At 32.2% G+C, this 17512-nt stretch carries 22 protein-coding genes; 21 read left to right on the forward strand and 1 reads right to left on the reverse strand.

What is annotated here, in order from left to right:
• Positions 1-33 precede the first annotated feature (33 nt).
• Both WN975_RS24460 and WN975_RS24465 read left to right on the forward strand, forming a co-directional pair.
• Entirely contained in the window at positions 34-861 is an 828-nt protein-coding gene (locus WN975_RS24460) for a hypothetical protein (protein ID WP_337968757.1), read from the forward strand.
• An 87-nt stretch (positions 862-948) separates the two neighbouring features.
• Positions 949-1266: a hypothetical protein gene (locus WN975_RS24465; RefSeq protein WP_337968758.1), complete on the forward strand. Its 318-nt coding sequence runs from the start codon at positions 949-951 to the stop codon at positions 1264-1266.
• A 122-nt stretch (positions 1267-1388) separates the two neighbouring features.
• On the opposite strand, the gene WN975_RS24470 is transcribed toward WN975_RS24465, so the two are convergent.
• Complete coding sequence (locus WN975_RS24470; protein ID WP_337968759.1) at positions 1389-2483, reverse strand: exopolyphosphatase; 1095 nt, start codon at positions 2481-2483, stop codon at positions 1389-1391.
• Positions 2484-3141: 658 nt separating this feature from the next.
• Between WN975_RS24470 and WN975_RS24475 the strand changes: the two genes are divergently transcribed.
• The 19 genes from WN975_RS24475 (at position 3142) to WN975_RS24565 (ending at position 17489) form a co-directional block, all read left to right on the forward strand.
• Positions 3142-3321: a hypothetical protein gene (locus WN975_RS24475; protein WP_337968760.1), complete on the forward strand. Its 180-nt coding sequence runs from the start codon at positions 3142-3144 to the stop codon at positions 3319-3321.
• 243 nt (positions 3322-3564) lie between these two features.
• Positions 3565-3894 (forward strand): hypothetical protein, encoded by a 330-nt coding sequence (locus tag WN975_RS24480; RefSeq protein ID WP_337968761.1) that lies wholly within the window; start codon positions 3565-3567, stop codon positions 3892-3894.
• 107 nt (positions 3895-4001) lie between these two features.
• Positions 4002-4697, forward strand: coding sequence for a hypothetical protein (locus WN975_RS24485; protein ID WP_337968762.1), 696 nt, complete (start codon positions 4002-4004; stop codon positions 4695-4697).
• A 658-nt stretch (positions 4698-5355) separates the two neighbouring features.
• Positions 5356-5670, forward strand: a complete 315-nt coding sequence (locus tag WN975_RS24490) for a hypothetical protein (protein ID WP_337968763.1) — start codon at positions 5356-5358, stop codon at positions 5668-5670.
• Between the two features lie 119 nt (positions 5671-5789).
• A complete protein-coding gene (locus WN975_RS24495) occupies positions 5790-6038 on the forward strand; it encodes a hypothetical protein (RefSeq protein ID WP_337968764.1) in 249 nt (82 codons plus the stop codon).
• A gap of 70 nt (positions 6039-6108) precedes the next feature.
• Entirely contained in the window at positions 6109-6627 is a 519-nt protein-coding gene (locus WN975_RS24500; RefSeq protein ID WP_337968765.1) for a hypothetical protein, read from the forward strand.
• Positions 6628-6785: 158 nt separating this feature from the next.
• Positions 6786-7181, forward strand: a complete 396-nt coding sequence (locus WN975_RS24505; RefSeq protein WP_337968766.1) for a hypothetical protein — start codon at positions 6786-6788, stop codon at positions 7179-7181.
• A gap of 309 nt (positions 7182-7490) precedes the next feature.
• Positions 7491-8768, forward strand: a complete 1278-nt coding sequence (locus tag WN975_RS24510; RefSeq protein ID WP_337968767.1) for a RidA family protein — start codon at positions 7491-7493, stop codon at positions 8766-8768.
• A gap of 239 nt (positions 8769-9007) precedes the next feature.
• Positions 9008-9403, forward strand: coding sequence for a hypothetical protein (locus WN975_RS24515; RefSeq protein WP_337968768.1), 396 nt, complete (start codon positions 9008-9010; stop codon positions 9401-9403).
• A 192-nt stretch (positions 9404-9595) separates the two neighbouring features.
• Positions 9596-9898, forward strand: coding sequence for an urease subunit gamma (gene ureA / locus WN975_RS24520; protein ID WP_337968769.1), 303 nt, complete (start codon positions 9596-9598; stop codon positions 9896-9898).
• Between the two features lie 18 nt (positions 9899-9916).
• Entirely contained in the window at positions 9917-10285 is a 369-nt protein-coding gene (ureB, locus tag WN975_RS24525; protein WP_337968770.1) for an urease subunit beta, read from the forward strand.
• A gap of 2 nt (positions 10286-10287) precedes the next feature.
• Entirely contained in the window at positions 10288-12009 is a 1722-nt protein-coding gene (gene ureC, locus WN975_RS24530) for an urease subunit alpha (RefSeq protein WP_337968771.1), read from the forward strand.
• Between the two features lie 139 nt (positions 12010-12148).
• Positions 12149-12649, forward strand: coding sequence for an urease accessory protein UreE (gene ureE / locus WN975_RS24535; protein WP_337968772.1), 501 nt, complete (start codon positions 12149-12151; stop codon positions 12647-12649).
• A 30-nt stretch (positions 12650-12679) separates the two neighbouring features.
• Entirely contained in the window at positions 12680-13369 is a 690-nt protein-coding gene (locus tag WN975_RS24540; protein ID WP_337969018.1) for an urease accessory protein UreF, read from the forward strand.
• A 62-nt stretch (positions 13370-13431) separates the two neighbouring features.
• On the forward strand, positions 13432-14070 hold the full coding sequence (gene ureG, locus WN975_RS24545; protein WP_337968773.1) for an urease accessory protein UreG: 639 nt from the start codon (positions 13432-13434) through the stop codon (positions 14068-14070).
• 33 nt (positions 14071-14103) lie between these two features.
• Entirely contained in the window at positions 14104-14937 is an 834-nt protein-coding gene (locus WN975_RS24550; RefSeq protein WP_337968774.1) for an urease accessory protein UreD, read from the forward strand.
• Complete coding sequence (locus WN975_RS24555) at positions 14937-15638, forward strand: sulfite exporter TauE/SafE family protein (RefSeq protein ID WP_337968775.1); 702 nt, start codon at positions 14937-14939, stop codon at positions 15636-15638. Before WN975_RS24550 ends, WN975_RS24555 begins: the two co-directional genes overlap by 1 nt.
• Positions 15639-15651: 13 nt before the next feature.
• Complete coding sequence (locus WN975_RS24560; protein WP_337968776.1) at positions 15652-16509, forward strand: urea transporter; 858 nt, start codon at positions 15652-15654, stop codon at positions 16507-16509.
• A gap of 38 nt (positions 16510-16547) precedes the next feature.
• Positions 16548-17489: a hypothetical protein gene (locus WN975_RS24565; RefSeq protein WP_337968777.1), complete on the forward strand. Its 942-nt coding sequence runs from the start codon at positions 16548-16550 to the stop codon at positions 17487-17489.
• Positions 17490-17512: the final 23 nt, after the last annotated feature.

Here is a 17512-nt window from a genome sequence, read left to right on the forward strand (position 1 = left end):
GAACTTGTCTAAAATATTTAGAATATATATCGTATGGCCAAAATAACATTTCTCTTTCTTTTCTTTCCTATCTTGGTAATTTGCCAGATAAAAGAAGCAAGAAACAAAAACAATAATATTTCAATTTCATATAATCAGTTTATATATCAGAAAATTGCAACTGATACTATTAAAAAAATGTATGATAATCAGAAGGAAATGTATAAATATTCAAATACATTAGGAAGTGAAGCAATATCTAATAAATTTAATCTGAATGAACTTACTATTCTTGTAATACCGAAATTTAGACTAAAACGAATTGCAAATGAATTGTATGAATGTGATAAAAATATTGAGAATTTTATCGAATTTGAGGAAAAATACAAGTATATGTCAGCTATTTTAATAAATGATAAAAAATACGTTGCAATGCAAACAGTACCTCATCCATATTTTGAAATAGAAAGAATTAATGCTCCAGATCTTAGATTAAAAGTAGATAAATTTGTTTATGACGAGTCTATTTTAAAAAATTTTATCGCAAATGAGTTTTATCTTAAAGCTATTCAAAAAGATATAGAGGAAAGAAAAAATAATTTCTTTTTTGGAATTTATGGATTATGGGATGTAATATTTGAAATCGATAATAAAACGGGCTTATTATATGCTAATAAATATGATTATAATACAACTATTCATTTACCTGCAAATGATTATTTAAGAAAATATGAAGGACAAACAAAAATTAGAGAATTAGCACGTGGTTATTATGAAGACATTGACGGTTTAGGAACTTTAGATCCAAAACCATGTGACGGAACCGTAATTTCTAAAAAACAAATAACTTTAAAAGTAATAAAAGTTAATAGAGAAAATTAACAAGCTAGTTCGGCAAGAAGTCCTAAAAAAGTGCGCAAAGTCAGAGACATTTACGCAGTTTGACAATAGAAAAATCACAACAAGAAAATGAAAAAAATAATACTATTTTTTGTTATAGTTTTTTCCTCTTGCAAATCAAAAGATTGTGCGAGTATGAATTATAAATTAATTGATGAATATGAAAGCAAATTAGCGATAGTTAAAAAGGCTCAAAAAGAAGAAGTAAAAGTCGTAGAATATAGAGACGCCTTGACGTATTTATCAATTACGAGTGGTGTTATGACTTTAGCAGAATATAGTGATATGATTGGTTATAGAAATGCTGCGGATTATAATCACGATATGAAACTTTGGCGAGAATGGTTAGACAAAAATCGTTGTGTGGCTGTTAGTGCCAAAGAATGATCTTTTATACTTCTGAAAAGATTCTTATAAAAAACTCCGCAAATATCTCATTTATAATTTAAAAACAACAAAGCTCCAGATTTCTCTGAAGCTTTGTTTAGTAATGTTGTAAAGTTGATACCTTAAAAATTAGTATTTACTTTTTTAGAACGATCTGCGATGTATGACATAAGCCACGTTACTTGTCCATCTTTAACGAAGAATACTTTCTTAGTCTCTAAATTTGGAATGCTTTCCAAAAAGTTCTGTAGAATGTTATTTGCCGAAATAAGGTATTTCTGGTCATAGGTACTCAAAACTCTTGCCATCTCTTTATTGGTTTTAGCAAGGTTTGTATACTTCACAAAGTTATTTTTTAGGATTGCATCATAATTGATAACGTCTTCAAGCGTTAATGGAATATAATGATTCTTAACGTTTTCATCATAATAAAGCGTTGCAAATGCCCAAACAGCTCCACCTGATAAATAGATTTTTTCTTTCTTTAATAAAAGAGGATTTGCATCCAATAATTCCTTGATTTTCTTACGTAACACTGGGTTATAATCAAAAGATTTTTCCTGAAACGTTGACATATCATTCACTTGGTTTGGATTTACAACCGTCTTTTTAACAGCATCTGTAAGCGTCATTGTTCCAAAATCAAGCTCTAAAGGAATAAACTCTAATTTGTTGTCTTCAAGCTCATCAATATAGCCGCCTTTAGTAGTTTGAGCACCAATATCAAGCAATAAAGCGTTAGCATAATCAACTGGTGGAATTGCACCTTTAACTAACATTTTAGCTTCTTCGTTAACATTAATAATGTCAAAACTTTTAGAAGTTAGCGAACTAATTTTATTTTTTAAAACATCAATATTACGAGCAGACGAAAAAACAGGCGCAGCTACAATAAAGATATTTTCTTCGCGAAGTTTAAATTCCTCTTTGATTTTCTTCAATTGATCAACAATTATAATACTTACTTTGTTGATATCATCCTGAGGCAACTCGCCCGAAGCAGCAATATGATCTGCAAGACTAATTCTCTCATTTGCAAAATATAGAATTTCATAGTCGGCTTTCTTGATGTTATTTACTTCCAAGACAGAAACTTTAATTGCTCTACGTCCGATTTCGATTCCTGCATAAACATTTTTTTGAGAAAATGCATTGATGGAAAAGAATAAATTTAAAAGAATGAAAAATAGAATTTGGGATTTGTGTTTTTTAAGCATTGGATTTAATTGTAGTTAGGGGTATTATTTATTTTTTGAATAAAGACTTCAAATTAGTTGGTTGCGGTATTTATGTGAAAGTCATAATTTTAAATTGAAAATAACGGGTTTCCGTATAAAATTGCAAATTTATAAAAACATTTACTAACATAAACGCACATATTGAGAAAACATATATTAAATTATTGTGATGTTTTTTCTAAGTAAATGACAAGCAATTTTAGAATTGTAACCTGTTGAAAACGAATGAATAAGATAAAGTAAGCAGAAAAAAAATAAATAATGAATTACCTATTTCCGGAACTTTTTTGCACAAAACTGAAAGAATTTTTTCAACTTTTCCTAATTATGTTCAATAACAAGAACTATTGAAAAATCTAAACCAGAGCAATATAATCGTCTTATTATGAGTTTAAAAGGATTTCTATAATTTATATACAGAAAATAAAAAGGTATTATTTGTAAGAAATAATTGTATATCTTTGGTTAAGTTCCTAATAAAATAATTCGTAAATGTTCTTTTGAAAAAATCAAGAACGTTAAAAGTAATTTAATCTAAATTGTAAAAATATATAAAGAATTCTTGCGCAAGGATAGACAAAAGCCCCAAGTGTCTTTAATTGATTGAGGTATTAATTAATTTTTCAAACTTTATATTATGATAAAAAACATTTTAAACCTAAAAGGAGTTACAGAATTAACTAAAAACGAAAAAAGAAGCATCGCAGGCGGTTTAGCATGTGTTGACGGTGTTTGTCCAAGACCAGGTACTTATTGCTGTTATGCAGGAGGCGGCGGCGATGGACTTTGCAGATTAAATAGTCAAGGTTGCTTTTAATTAATATCTTAAATTCTCCGTTCTTTGGAGAGTTATTATAAAAGTTGCGCAAATGTCTTTTGACTTTGCGCATTTTTTTTGTTTTTGCGAATCGTAATTATAATTAGTAGAGTCTTTTATGTTTTTTAAACTATTGAAAATCAGTTTGTTTTTAGGGGTTATCATATAAGATAACCTTTTTTAGGAAAAATAAGATGAAATTTGAATTGTCATAAAAAGGGAAAGTAATTTAATTTATAATTTATGGAAGCAAAAGAAATTAAAGACTTAGAATATCTTAGAAAACTAATGAATCGGTATCTAAATACTTTAAAAGCGCCAAGTGATAAAACAGAATTTTATACTGCCGAAATCAAATTATCAAATTACGGAGAACTCGGTTGTGTTATTACAAATATGCTTAAATTATGTATTTTGGCACTGGATTCTGAAGCACCGGAAATCTCAAAGACAATCAAAAATCCATATATAAATGTGGCGCTAATTCTGGAAGTTGTGCTTCAGTTGTTTCCTGTAGATGAATTTGAATTGCTAAGCGAAATTAATGAATTGCTTATTGCAGAGAAGTTTTAGAAAGATTTACGTAGTTTTAAACATCGATATTGTAATAAAAAATAGTAAGTTACTTTATTTGCTAAAGGCTTTTAGAAAAAAATGAATCTAAATTTGAAAGAGAAAATATGAATAATTCAGCCCAACAAAATTCACAAAATATAGAAGTATTAGAGATTCGGAATTATCTTTTAAAACCAAATTTAACGGATAAGTTTGGCGATTATTTTCATTCGAAATTTGTTTCTCCAATGAATGAACTTGGCGGATATACATTAGGCGAATTCAAAATTAATAACGTAAACGATCGATTTGTTTGGTTTCGTGGTTTTGTAGATATGAAAACGAGATTCAAATTTTTGAATGATTTTTATCTAAACAGCACAACTTGGAAAGAGCACGGAAAAGGCGCAAATGAGATGATGATAAATTCGGATAATGTCTATTTATTGCAACCTTTAAAAACAGCAATTAATAGCAAATTATTAAAGACGGATAAAACATTTTCGGTCGTCGATTTTTATATCTGTAATAGTACACTCGAGAAGGTTATCGACTTATTTGAGACTACGTATATTCCATTTCTTAAAAAATCAGAAATAGAAGATATTACGCTTTGGGTGAGTGAAATGAGCGAAAATGATTTTCCAAGGTTACCTGTTTTTCAGGATAAAAATCTTTTAGTGAGTATTACACATTACAAAGACGAAAATGAGTTTTATACCAAACAAAAAGAAATTAATAATATGCCAGACGATCTAAAAACATCGATGCTAGAATTGGTAACTATTCATAATAAGTTAGTGCTTTTAAATTTGAGGTAAAGTAAGAGGTATTTACGTGACATTTAGAATGAATACTTTGTGGAGCATACGATTATGCATTTTAAAAATATTTTATTTAGTATTTTATAATCATCGTATAAGTCCTTTTGAAATGGTTTAAATTATCTCTATTTTTGAATAAACTTAAATAAATAAATTATGGGGTTATTGGATTTTATGTTAAAAGGACAAACGAAGCACAGTAGTTTAAGGCTGTGGCGTGGTAAATCTGGAGACTATTGGAAAAGTAGTGGTTCTGGAAGAAAAGGTATTACGGAGTTTTTCTTTCCTAATAAGAAAAAATAAGCTTTAATATTCTTCTAAATTAATAACGACGAACTAAATAAGTTTACGACGTAATATTACTTGTACTAAAAGAAGGCTTAGGACATAAATATTGATATTATAGATTTACTTTATGTATAATTTTTTCTAACTTATTTAGTAATAAAAACTCGTTTTCTAATGAGTTTTTTTTTATGAAAAGCCGTGCAAATGTCTTTGACTTTGCGCTTTTTTTGTGCTTAATAGAAATTGTAAATCTAATAAGGTTTCTAGATTCTTTCAATTAGTTCTCAATAAATCTGCAATTTTTAGAATGAATAATTTATGAGTATAATATCTGTAAAATGCTCAATATTAATCCAAAATAAATTAAATGAAAAGTTATTATAAAATACAGATTTTGATTGTATTTATATTTCTATTTTTTAAAGTAAGCGGGCAAAATCAAATCGAAAATAGTATAGATAGTTGTAAAACAATTTGTGAGAACAAGATTAATCAACAAATTAAATCCTCAAAATTAGATTACAGTGCAAAATACAATGCGGAAGAAAGTTATATTCGTATAGACTTTATTGACGAATCTATTGAATCAAAAAAAGTAGAAATCAGTAAAATTAACGAAATAAAACCTCTATTGAATAAAAGGAAATATAGTTATGATTACCCCGTTTTGTCTATGATTTAATTTATGAAGGCTACGCAATTCATAAGATTAATTTAAAATGTAATAAAGATGATTTTATTCAATCATTAGCTTTTTTTAATAGTTTATTAATCGATATCAAAAAAGGAAAGTTAATTGGATTGGTTAAGGTAAATAAGATTGCTTTAACGAATAAATTCACTAATATTTATTCTTATGAAATAGAGGAAGACCCAAGATGGAAAGGAAATGGTTTTTATAAAGATGATGAAAAAAAGTGGAAAATAACCTGGACATTAAAAGAGAAAAATATTTTGAAAGATGGCAAGCAATCTGGATTTAAAGTGATTAAAATTGATGCAAGAAACGGCAAAATTTTATCAACCTTCTTAGAGTTTCCTATTGATTAATTAAATTTCATTTCTTAAAGATATTTCGCAGAGCATTTATGTACTTTATTCTACAATTTTTAAATAATTTATGAAGAGAATTTTATTAATTATAATTGTCCTATTTTCAACTTCTTGCCGATTAACACAACATTACACAAAATATATTGATAAAAATCAATACGGCAGATTGCATTTGAAAAACATGAAGTTTGAAAAATCTTTCACAAAAGAAATGGAGAACAAGATCGAAACAGATGCCATTTATGTTAATTATTACGAAAATAATAGTATAAACTTAAGAGGATATTCTTATTTGAGATTTTTTAAGTTTGGTCAATTTGCAACTTTTCATAGTAAAACCGAAAATGCTGATATAAACGACATACAAAAGGCAAGTGTAGTTGGTTATTATAACATTAAAAACGGTATACTTTTATTAGAACTCCCAAATACTTCCTTTAGTAAAGCAGGAAAAAGATCAATTAGAAAATTTGTTATTGCAGGAGATACTTTAAAATTAAAAGAGAAAATAAAGTCCAATGAAACACAAACAATTTTTACTAAAGTTAAAATCAAACAAATAGCACCGGTATTACCAGATTGGTAAAATCAAAAGTAAAAGATGTATTTATTGAGTTTTTATTTAAGCTTGCATAATTAGTGTAAAAAGCAGAAAAAGAATACAAAAGTCGTGATTTGTGAAACTTGCAAATCCACATTGTTTTTAATTTTGTCTAGTATTCTAAAAATAGGAATACCCAGATAATGAAACATTTTTTTTGTGTGTTGATTTGTTCTTTAACCTTGATGTTTTCTACAAAAGTAGAAAGTAAGCAATTAGTTAATGCAATACATTCTAATCAAAACTCATTCGGGCAAAAAAATGTCAAAAAGGATTTGTCTGAATTGCAAAATAATGTTTTAGCATCCTTCAATAATGCTGATAAATTATCTTCAGAAAATCTCGAAAAATACGGCCTTGATGAACGTTTCGATGATCATTTTGCTTTTCTGAGCTTTGATAAGACAACAGAGTTTTATTCAAATTATAAATTCCCGAAATCAGAACGATCTACTGAATTTTCTAGTTGTTTGTATTCTAGGACAACTATTCCGTTCTATATTTTATTTTGTTCAATGTTGATTCCTTCTTTTAATTAAATCGAAAGAATTCTACTTCTCAGCGAATTTAATTACCAAAACCTATAATATTCTTTTCGGATTATCCCTTTTTACAATTTTAGATTTAGACTTAAATCACCATTTTTTCTGCTTCTGCTAATGCAATTTAGTATTTGGCTTGGACATTTTTTTCCTCATTTAAATTCTAAAATTATACATCTAACTCCAATGGAAAACGAAAAATTTCCTTGTCAATTAGCAGTAAAAAGAAAGACAGAAGGTTTTAAAATTACTTATTCAGATTAAAAAAATAACTCAAATTATTAATTCAGAAAATAATATACAACAATGACTTCAAAGAAATTAAATTCGGTATTAGCAAGAAATACTGAAAATGCACCACAAAGTATTGGACAGCATTCACAAACAGTAGCTTTTTCTCATTATAATAATCTTTCTGCTCAATTACCGATAGATCCAAAATCAGGAAAATTAGTAAATGGCGGTGTAAAAGAGCAAGCAGAACAGTGCTTTAAAAACATTAAAGCAATTTTGGAAAGTATCGATCATGTTATGAACGATGTTGTTAAAATCACTGTATTTATTAAGAATATCAAAGACATTGATGCTGTAGACGAAGTTTATGCAACATTCTTCTCAACTTATGTTCCTACAAGAACAGTAGTTGCAGTTGCAGATTTACCTAAAGATGCTTTGGTGCAAATTGAAGCACTTGTTTCAAACGGTGAAGGTACAATTCCAAATGCTCCACAAGCGGGTGATATTATCAAACTTGCAAATAATAAAGCAAATGCACCTTTAAGTACATTATCTGCACAAACGGTGTCTTTTTCTCATTATAATAATCTTTCGGCTCAATTGCCAATCGATCCCAAAACTGGCAGATTGATAATTGGCGGTGTAAAAGAACAAGCTGAACAATGTTTGAAAAATATTAAAACTATTTTAGAAAGTATTGACGTTCCTTTTGATGATATTGTTAAAGTCAATATCTTCCTTAAAAACCTTTCAGATAGTGAGGCGGTAAATGAAGTTTATGCAACTTTTTTTCCGGATTCTGCTATTGCCAGAGCTGTAGCTTATGTTCCTGCGCAAACAACAATTGGAGCTTCGGCATTACTTATGGATGCTTTGGTGCAAATTGAAGCAGTAGTTTCTCATGGAGATGGTACGCCTCCGCAAGCTATTGAAGACAGACATGGAATCGTAATAAAAGCAACCAATTCTGAGAACGCTCCAAAATGTTCTCTTTCTACACAAAGTGTTGCATTTTCTCATTACAATCATATTTCGGCACAATTACCTTTGGATCCAAAAACCGGTGACAAGATTGTTGGCGGAGTAAAAGAGCAAACGGAACAATGTCTAAAAAATATCGAGGCAATTTTAGAAAATATAGATCACGGTATGGAAGATGTAGTAAAAGTAAATATCTTCCTTAAAAACTTGTCAGATATTGATGCTGTAGACGAAGTTTATAAAACATTTTTCCCTAAAGGAATTCCTGCACGAAGAATAATTGGTGTAGCATCTATACTTAAAGATGTTTTAGTACAAATTGATGTTGTAGTCGCAAATGCTGAAGGAACTCCGCCAAATAGATAATTGATTCTTATCTAAATCACATATTTTACTTTAAAAAAGAGCTGTCTCAATCTTTATTTGAGGCGGCTCTTTTTGTTTTGATTACTTCCTTAAAAACACAATTAATTCTAATTAAACAACGCTTAATTAATGTCAAAAACAACAGAAAAAGAATACAAAAGTCGTGATTTGTGAAACCAAAGAATTAGAGTTTGTCGCTAACTTTGTTCTCAGTCCTGATGCTATAGGATGCTTAGATAATGAAACACTTATTGTATATATTAACTTGTTTTTTTACTCTGGTGCTTTTTACGAAAGTAGAAAGTAAACCATTAGTTAATGATATACAGTATACTCAAAATTCATTAGATCAAAAACTTGTAAAAAAGGATTTGAATAAACTTCAAAATGCGATTTCGGCATCATTTGACATTGACGATAAATTGTATGTAGAAAGTTTTGACGAAGCTGATCTTGGCGAACGTGCCGATGATAATTTTGCATTCGTTGGTTTTGATACTATAATTTCGTTTTATTCAAATTATAAATTTCCTAGATCTGTTCTTTATACAGAATCTTCTCATCATGTGGGAACTAGCAAAACGATTCCTTTTTATATCTTATTTGGTTCCATAATGATTCCTTCTTCGAATTAAATTGGAATACTTGTCTCTTGCTTTTTAAGTTGTTTTTTTAATAAGCCAAGCAGCACATTTTTCTATTAGTTTTCTTTTTTGAGAACTCCAAATTACTTTTTAAACAGTCCTTTTTTATCTGCCGTTAATGCAAATTAATCGCGATACGGGCTTTTATTTTCTAAAATTCAATAACATTTTAAAATTACACCTATGCATCTTACACCAAGAGAAAGCGAGAAGTTGCTATTGCACCTTGCCGGAGAACTAGCCGCAAAAAGAAAGGCCAGAGGTCTTAAACTTAATTACCCTGAATCGATTGCTTACATCAGTGGTCATTTACTTGAAGCAGCCCGCGACGGAAAATCTGTTGCCGAATTAATGCAATACGGTGCGACATTGCTTACCAGAGATGATGTTATGGATGGAATTGCTGAGATGATACACGATGTACAAATCGAAGCAACTTTTCCTGATGGAACAAAATTAGTTACCGTTCATAGTCCAATTCGTTAATCCTAAAAAGTTTCAATTATGATTCCTGGAGAATATATTATCAGCAAAGGCGACATTGAGTGTAATGTTGGTCGAAAAACAGTTAAAGTAAAAGTTACAAATACCGCAGATCGTCCTGTACAGGTTGGATCGCACTGTCATTTTTTTGAAATCAACCGAATGATGAGTTTAGACAGAAGCAAAGCTTTTGGAATGCGACTTAACATTGCGGCAGGTACAGCGGTGCGTTTTGAACCGGGAGAAGAAAAAGAAGTAGAATTAGTTGCATTAGGCGGCGCTAAACGTGCATTTGGGATTAATAATCTCGTAAACGGAGATACTACTCTTGAGGTTAACAAAGAACATAGTTTGGAAAAGCTGAAATCAGAAAACTTTAAAAACAAATAACAATGAGCTTGAAAATAAATAAACTGAAGTATGCCAGCATGTATGGGCCTACAACAGGCGACAAAGTTCGTTTAGGCGATACTGATATAATTATTGAAGTAGAAAAAGATTTTACCGTTTATGGTGACGAAAGCAAATTTGGAGGAGGGAAAACCATTCGTGATGGTATGTCTCAATCAAGTACAGCTACTCGTGATCAGGGAGTTTTGGATCTTGTAATTACCAACGTTACAATTATTGACCATTGGGGTATTGTAAAAGCAGATATTGGTATAAAAGACGGTAAAATCGTTGGAATTGGAAAAGCCGGAAATCCAGATACAATGGATGGAGTTGATTCAAACATGATTATTGGAGCGAGTACAGAAGCTCACGGAGGAGAAAACCTGATTGTAACTGCCGGAGGAATTGATACGCACATTCACTTTATCAGTCCGCAACAAATTGAAACAGCGCTTTACAGCGGAATTACCACAATGATTGGTGGTGGAACAGGTCCGGCAGATGGAACAAACGCTACGACGATTACTCCGGGGAAATGGTATATGGAGAAAATGTTGCAGGCAGCAGAAGCATTTCCTATGAATCTTGGTTTTTTTGGTAAAGGAAACTGTTCTACCGAAGCTCCTTTAGCAGAGCAGATTGAAGCTGGTGCTTTAGGTCTTAAAATCCATGAAGATTGGGGAGCATCACCTGCTGTAATTGATGCTGCTTTGACAGTGGCCGATAAATATGATGTTCAGGTGGCAATCCATACGGATACATTAAATGAAGCAGGTTTTCTTGAAGATACAATGAATGCGATAAATGGTCGTGTTATACATACTTTCCATACAGAAGGTGCGGGTGGAGGACATGCTCCTGATATTATCAAAGCTGCGATGTACCCAAATGTTTTGCCGGCATCAACAAATCCTACTCGTCCGTATACTATTAATACAATTGACGAACATCTTGATATGTTGATGGTATGTCATCACTTGAGTAAAAATATTCCCGAAGATGTCGCTTTTGCCGATTCTCGTATTCGTCCGGAAACAATTGCTGCCGAAGATATTTTGCACGATATGGGAGTATTCAGCATCATGAGTTCAGATTCTCAGGCAATGGGTCGTGTTGGCGAAGTAGTTACCCGTACTTGGCAAACTGCCGATAAAATGAGAAAACAACGCGGAGATTTAGAAGAAGATAAAGGAAGTGGAAATGACAACTTCCGCGCTAAGCGTTATATCGCTAAATATACAATTAACCCTGCTATTGCTCACGGTATTTCTCAATATGTAGGATCAATAGAACCTGGAAAAATGGCTGATTTAGTATTATGGAAGCCAATGTTATTTGGTGTAAAACCAGAAATCATTATTAAAGGAGGTATGATTATCGCTGCTCGTATGGGAGATCCAAACGCTTCTATTCCAACGCCACAGCCGGTTCTTTACCGCAACATGTTTGGTGCTTTTGGTAAAGCATTGTCAAAAACATGTGCAACATTTGTTTCTCAGGCATCTCTAAAAAACAATATTGTAGAAGAATACGGATTGCAAAAAATGATATTACCGGTAGTTGGTTGTAGAAATATTTCTAAAAAAGATTTGATTCACAATGACAAAACACCTGAAATTACGGTAAACTCAGAAAACTACGAAGTACGTGTTGATGGTGAACTTATTACTTGTGAGCCAGCGCATGACTTGCCATTAGCACAGCGTTATTTTTTATTCTAAAAGATTAAATGGAGGAAAGTTGCAGGTTCGCCCTGCAACATTTTCTACCAGACTTTTTTAGTATCTAAATCTGCAAGACAAACAGAGAAAAATATTCGATAAACAAAAGCATCTAAATAGTGCGATAAAAAAAGTAGATATGATTATAAATGAGGTAACAGGCAATCTTAAAGAATTTGATTTAGGAAATCGCATTATTGATCTTCTGGAAATAGAATGGTTTGAATCGACTAAGCGCATACAGCGAAAAAAAACAAAAAGTGGAGACGATATCGCTATTAAATTTTTAAAAGAAGGACAACGCCTAAGACAAGATGATATTTTATATGCAGATGATCAAAAGGTAATTGTAGTTGATATTCTTCCTTGCGATGCGATTGCAGTAAAACCAACAACATTACTGGAAATGGGAAGTGTGTGTTATGAAATTGGAAATAAACACCTTCCAATGTTTATTCAAAATGATGAAGTATTAGTTCCTTTTGAAGAGCCAATTTTTAAATGGTTATCAGCAAGTGGTTATAAAACCGAAAAGATACATACACGCTTAACCAATCTGCTTAACTCAACAGTACAGCCACATGGCAGTCATAATGAAAACAGCTCGCTTTTCTTTAAAATTATGAACATAGGAAAGTAGCGTTGTTCAGTATTAATAAATACAACTAAAATAATGAAAAATTTTCTAGGCAGTTTGTTGCATTTGAGTGATCCTACATTGCCAATTGGCGGTTATAGCCATTCTAATGGTTTGGAAACTTACATACAGCTGAGGTTAGTAAATGATACTCCATCAACTGCATTGTTTGTTCGTAACATGCTTTTAAATAATCTTCAATACAACGATGCAGCTTTTGTAAAACTGGCTTATGAAGTAACAAAAAACAATGATATTAAGGCATTGTTGGAATTGGATGATGAATGTGGAGCATTAAAAACAGCACGCGAAATACGACAAGCCAGTCAAAAATTAAGTTTAAGACTTATAAAAATCTTTAAAAGGCAAACGGTAGCAGGTATCATTAATGAATATGAAAATGCAATTGTCGAAAAAAGAGCAGAAGGACATTATTGTATTGTATTTGGAGTATACGCTGCATTGTTGAATATTCCGCTTCATGAAGCACTTTATGCATTCTTTTATAACGCCACTGTAGGTATGGTAACCAATGCTGTAAAGCTCGTTCCTCTTGGGCAACTTGACGGACAGGATATTTTGCACGATATGCAGGAATTAATAGAAACACTTACTGATAATGTAATTTCTCTTGATCGAAATCACGTTGGATTGTGCAATATAGGTTTAGATGTAAGATGTATGCAGCATGAACGATTGTATTCACGATTGTATATGTCTTAAAAAAAAAATAATTAAAAAAAGTCACTATAGAGGACTAAAATATTCTAAAAAAATAAAATAAAATGAAAGAAAGAAAATATATCAAAATTGGAGTTGCTGGTCCTGTAGGTTCAGGTAAAACGGCATTAATAGAGCGTTTATCACGTACATTAATGAACGAATACAGCATTGGTGTTATCACGAATGATATTTATACTAAAGAAGATGCGGAGTTTTTGACTAAAAATAGTATGCTTCCTAAAGAGCGTATTATTGGTGTTGAAACAGGCGGATGTCCTCATACTGCAATTCGCGAAGATGCGAGTATGAACCTTGAAGCTGTTGAAGAAATGGCGTCTCGTTTTCCGGATATTGAACTTATTTTAATCGAAAGTGGTGGCGATAATTTATCGGCGACTTTTAGTCCTGATTTGGCAGATGTAAGCATTTTTGTTATTGATGTTGCTGAGGGAGATAAAATACCTCGCAAAGGCGGACCTGGTATTACGAGATCTGATTTGCTTATAATCAATAAAATTGACCTTGCTCCTTATGTAAATGCAGATTTGGGTGTTATGGAACATGATGCAAGAAAAATGCGTAATGGTCAGCCATTTGTATTCACAAATCTTATGAGTCTTCAAGGACTTGATTCTGTTATTGGCTGGATTAAAAAATACGCATTACTTGAAAATACCGAAGAGCCGGAATTGGTTAGATAGCCTAATCTATTACACAACATTCAATTATTATAAATGATCAATAGATTAAATATTGTCAGCGGATATAAAGATGGACGTTCTTATCTAAAAGACGCATTCTTTACCAGACCCTTTCGTATAGCCAATATTGGGCAAGACAGATCTGATCCTTCTTTGTATCTAATGCTTATGAGTTCTTCTCCGGGCATACTCGACAAAGACCATTATGATATAAACATTCAAATAGAGTCGGGAAGTCGTTTACTTCTTGAATCTCAATCGTACCAACGTTTGTTTAATATGGAAAATGGAGCGCAACAGGAAATGAAAGTTTCACTTCTCTCTGGTAGTACTTTTAGTTATGTACAGCATCCGATAGTACCACATGAACATTCTATTTTCAAGGCACATAACATAATAAATCTGGAAGATAATTGTAGTCTGACATTAGGCGAAATAATTACTTGTGGACGAAAGCATTCGGGAGAAATATTTCGTTATTCAAAATTTCAAAATCTAACAGAAGTATTCCATAATGGGAAACTTGTTTTAAAGGACAACGTATTATTACAACCTCTTTTAGCAGACATTCAAACCATAGGACAAATGGAAGGTTACACCCATCAGGGGACATTAATTTATATCAATACTGGTGCACAGGACTTAGAAGCGATTTTTGAAGATACCTTTAGTTATTTGGAATTACAAGAAGAAATAGCATTTGGACTATCACAGCCGTTTGATAATGCTATAATAGTTCGTGTTTTGGGCAATGGAGGAGAACAATTATATAATGTATTTCGACATATGCAACAAAAACTTTGGAATAGCCAAGAACAAATAAATGTAACAAGTCAGGTAATCGAGTCTGCCGAATATAGCGAATAATGGATACAACATTAACAACACTTATATTATCAGCTATAACTATTAGCTGTTTGCATACTGCTTCGGGTCCAGATCATTATTTGCCTTTTATTGTGTTGTCACGATCAAGAAAGTGGTCTTTGGCCAAAACAATTTGGTGGACAACAATTTGTGGACTCGGTCATATTTTAAGTTCTGTATTACTGGGATTGATAGGAGTTTTGGTTGGATGGCAATTGTCAAAACTATCCATGTTTCAGGATATCAGAGGAAATGTTTCGGGATGGTGCTTGCTTTTGTTTGGAGCCGTATATCTTGTTTGGGGATTGCGCAGTGCTTATTTAAATAAGCCGCACAAACATTTTGAAGTATATAATGACGAAGATATTTATGTCTATGAACATAAACACGGAGAAGTTGTGGCACCTCAAAGTCGTGTCAAAATTACGCCATGGATCTTGTTTGTCATTTTTGTAATGGGTCCGAGTGAACCTCTTGTGCCATTATTATTTTATTCAGGAGTACGAAGATCTCCATTAGAAATCATTGTGCTAATTGCCGTTTTTGCCATTTTCACAGTTCTTACAATGCTTGTTATGGTATTGCTGGGGCGTTATGGTTATTCATTTTTCAAAACAGACAAACTAGAGCGTTATGTCCATGCTATTGGCGGTGCAGTTGTCACCATATGCGGTATCGGAATGGTGTTTTTAGGTTGGTAAAACTTTTAAATTTATGGAAAAAATTAATCTTTATTTAAAAACGGTTTTGACCAGTATAGGTCAGATCATGTTGCAGGAAAATCCTTGGACAGGACTGTTGTTTCTTATCGGAATATTTTATGGTTCACCAATAATGGGTATTGCGGCTATTTTATCAGCTTCGGTCGGGTTGATTACGGCTCAATTATTAAAATATGACAAAACCGAAATAGAACAGGGACTTTATGGATTTAGTGCAACACTTGTTGGAGTCGCACTAACCTTCTTTTTTAAGCCAGAATTCATTATTTGGATAACCATTATTATAGGATCTGCGTTGGCTGCAATAGTACAAAATGTGTTTATCCGACGTAAAATACCGGCATTTACACTTCCGTTTATTCTTGTTACCTGGGTTTGTCTTTATGTTTTTCATAATCTAGACGTCATTGGAGCGCCTGTAACACCTGCTGAGTCTCTTGTAGGCGAAAATGGATTGGCAACAGTTGCACGTGGTTTTGGAGAAGTGATTTTTCAGGGAAGCATTATAGCTGGAATTTTATTTATTCTTGCAGTCTTTATTAACAGTCCAATTGCTGCCTTATATGCAATTGCTGCAGGAGTTATTAGCGCCTATCTTTCATATCAGTTTGCTGAACCTGATGCAGATATTCACATGGGTTTATTTAGTTTTAACGCAGTACTTTGTGCAATTACTTTCTCTGGCTTTCGCGTAAGAGATGGAATTTACGTCCTTTTTTCAATCATTTTATCGACCTTGATAGATGTATATATGTTAAAAATGGGATGCAGTGTACTTACTTTTCCATTTGTTGCAGCGAGCTGGATTACACTTCTTGTCAAAAAGTTTTTACCGGCTGAATATAGATAAACAGCAATTCCTTCTAATCATAAAAAATTAAAATTGTAATGAAAAAAAAATCATTATTAGGCTTGCTATTGCTTATTGCGAGCTACACATCACAGGCGCAAATCTCTTTTGATTCAAAAGCACAAACTTCAGACGGCAAACCAATGTACGAAATGGAGTTTTCACCTCGCTTGAAATTGAATGGCTATGTAAATTTGGGAGGAAATGATATTAATACCTCGCAATCACTCAATTTAAATTCAGCCGATCCTTATAATCGGTTGAAAGATAAAAATGCAGATGCTAATATGTACCAAACTCAAATGGCTTGGAAAACTACTTATAACGGATTTGAAAAAGGACCATTAACTACTTATATAGAAGCACAATGGTGGGGAGGACCGGGCGCAGGAGGAAATCTTCAGCTAAGAGTTGCTTATGTAGATTATAATCACTGGCATGTTGGACAAGATTGGAGTTTCTTTGGAGGCGGTGTTTCTACGTGGTATAATACATTAGAATGGGAAGGTCCAAATTCAGGAACTTGGGCAAGACATCTACAAGCAAAATATTACGATAACTTTGGTAAAGATAAATTATGGAAGTTTGAAGTAGGAGCAGAAACGACCGCACAATATCTTAAGATAGCCGGAGGAAGTGTTCCTGGTCAATTTTCTGTAGATCCAATAGCGGCATTTACAAAATATTCGCAAGATGGAAGTTTTGTTCGTTTAGCCTTTATGGGGCGAAGTATTCGTTACACAAAAGAAGATGCTTCTAATGCTCTTGAAATGGGTTGGGGAATTAATGCAAACTTCAAAAGTAAACTAAATGAAAAAAGCTATTTTATGGCGCAAGGACTTGTAGGGTCTGGTATTGCGGGTTCTTATACATTGTCAGGAGCTTTGTTTGGTAATGGAGGAGCTACTAATATGTATGATGGAATTTATAATCAAAATGGTGATTTCAAAACTGTTCCTGTTTATGGAGGTTCGGCTTGAATTGAATATTTCTTTGGTACAAA

The sequence above is a fragment of the uncultured Flavobacterium sp. genome (assembly GCF_951805225.1).
Lineage (GTDB): Bacteria > Bacteroidota > Bacteroidia > Flavobacteriales > Flavobacteriaceae > Flavobacterium.

Excerpts from the sequence above, each read along its gene's own strand:
- WN975_RS24460 (WP_337968757.1), top strand. The coding sequence starts at position 34 with ATGGCCAAAATAACATTTCTCTTTCTTTTCTTTCCTATCTTGGTAATT.
- WN975_RS24465 (WP_337968758.1), top strand. The coding sequence starts at position 949 with ATGAAAAAAATAATACTATTTTTTGTTATAGTTTTTTCCTCTTGCAAA.
- WN975_RS24470 (WP_337968759.1), bottom strand. The coding sequence starts at position 2,483 with ATGCTTAAAAAACACAAATCCCAAATTCTATTTTTCATTCTTTTAAAT.
- WN975_RS24475 (WP_337968760.1), top strand. The coding sequence starts at position 3,142 with ATGATAAAAAACATTTTAAACCTAAAAGGAGTTACAGAATTAACTAAA.
- WN975_RS24480 (WP_337968761.1), top strand. The coding sequence starts at position 3,565 with ATGGAAGCAAAAGAAATTAAAGACTTAGAATATCTTAGAAAACTAATG.
- WN975_RS24485 (WP_337968762.1), top strand. The coding sequence starts at position 4,002 with ATGAATAATTCAGCCCAACAAAATTCACAAAATATAGAAGTATTAGAG.
- WN975_RS24490 (WP_337968763.1), top strand. The coding sequence starts at position 5,356 with ATGAAAAGTTATTATAAAATACAGATTTTGATTGTATTTATATTTCTA.
- WN975_RS24500 (WP_337968765.1), top strand. The coding sequence starts at position 6,109 with ATGAAGAGAATTTTATTAATTATAATTGTCCTATTTTCAACTTCTTGC.
- WN975_RS24505 (WP_337968766.1), top strand. The coding sequence starts at position 6,786 with ATGAAACATTTTTTTTGTGTGTTGATTTGTTCTTTAACCTTGATGTTT.
- WN975_RS24510 (WP_337968767.1), top strand. The coding sequence starts at position 7,491 with ATGACTTCAAAGAAATTAAATTCGGTATTAGCAAGAAATACTGAAAAT.
- WN975_RS24515 (WP_337968768.1), top strand. The coding sequence starts at position 9,008 with ATGAAACACTTATTGTATATATTAACTTGTTTTTTTACTCTGGTGCTT.
- ureA (WP_337968769.1), top strand. The coding sequence starts at position 9,596 with ATGCATCTTACACCAAGAGAAAGCGAGAAGTTGCTATTGCACCTTGCC.
- ureB (WP_337968770.1), top strand. The coding sequence starts at position 9,917 with ATGATTCCTGGAGAATATATTATCAGCAAAGGCGACATTGAGTGTAAT.
- ureC (WP_337968771.1), top strand. The coding sequence starts at position 10,288 with ATGAGCTTGAAAATAAATAAACTGAAGTATGCCAGCATGTATGGGCCT.
- ureE (WP_337968772.1), top strand. The coding sequence starts at position 12,149 with ATGATTATAAATGAGGTAACAGGCAATCTTAAAGAATTTGATTTAGGA.
- ureG (WP_337968773.1), top strand. The coding sequence starts at position 13,432 with ATGAAAGAAAGAAAATATATCAAAATTGGAGTTGCTGGTCCTGTAGGT.
- WN975_RS24550 (WP_337968774.1), top strand. The coding sequence starts at position 14,104 with ATGATCAATAGATTAAATATTGTCAGCGGATATAAAGATGGACGTTCT.
- WN975_RS24555 (WP_337968775.1), top strand. The coding sequence starts at position 14,937 with ATGGATACAACATTAACAACACTTATATTATCAGCTATAACTATTAGC.
- WN975_RS24560 (WP_337968776.1), top strand. The coding sequence starts at position 15,652 with ATGGAAAAAATTAATCTTTATTTAAAAACGGTTTTGACCAGTATAGGT.
- WN975_RS24565 (WP_337968777.1), top strand. The coding sequence starts at position 16,548 with ATGAAAAAAAAATCATTATTAGGCTTGCTATTGCTTATTGCGAGCTAC.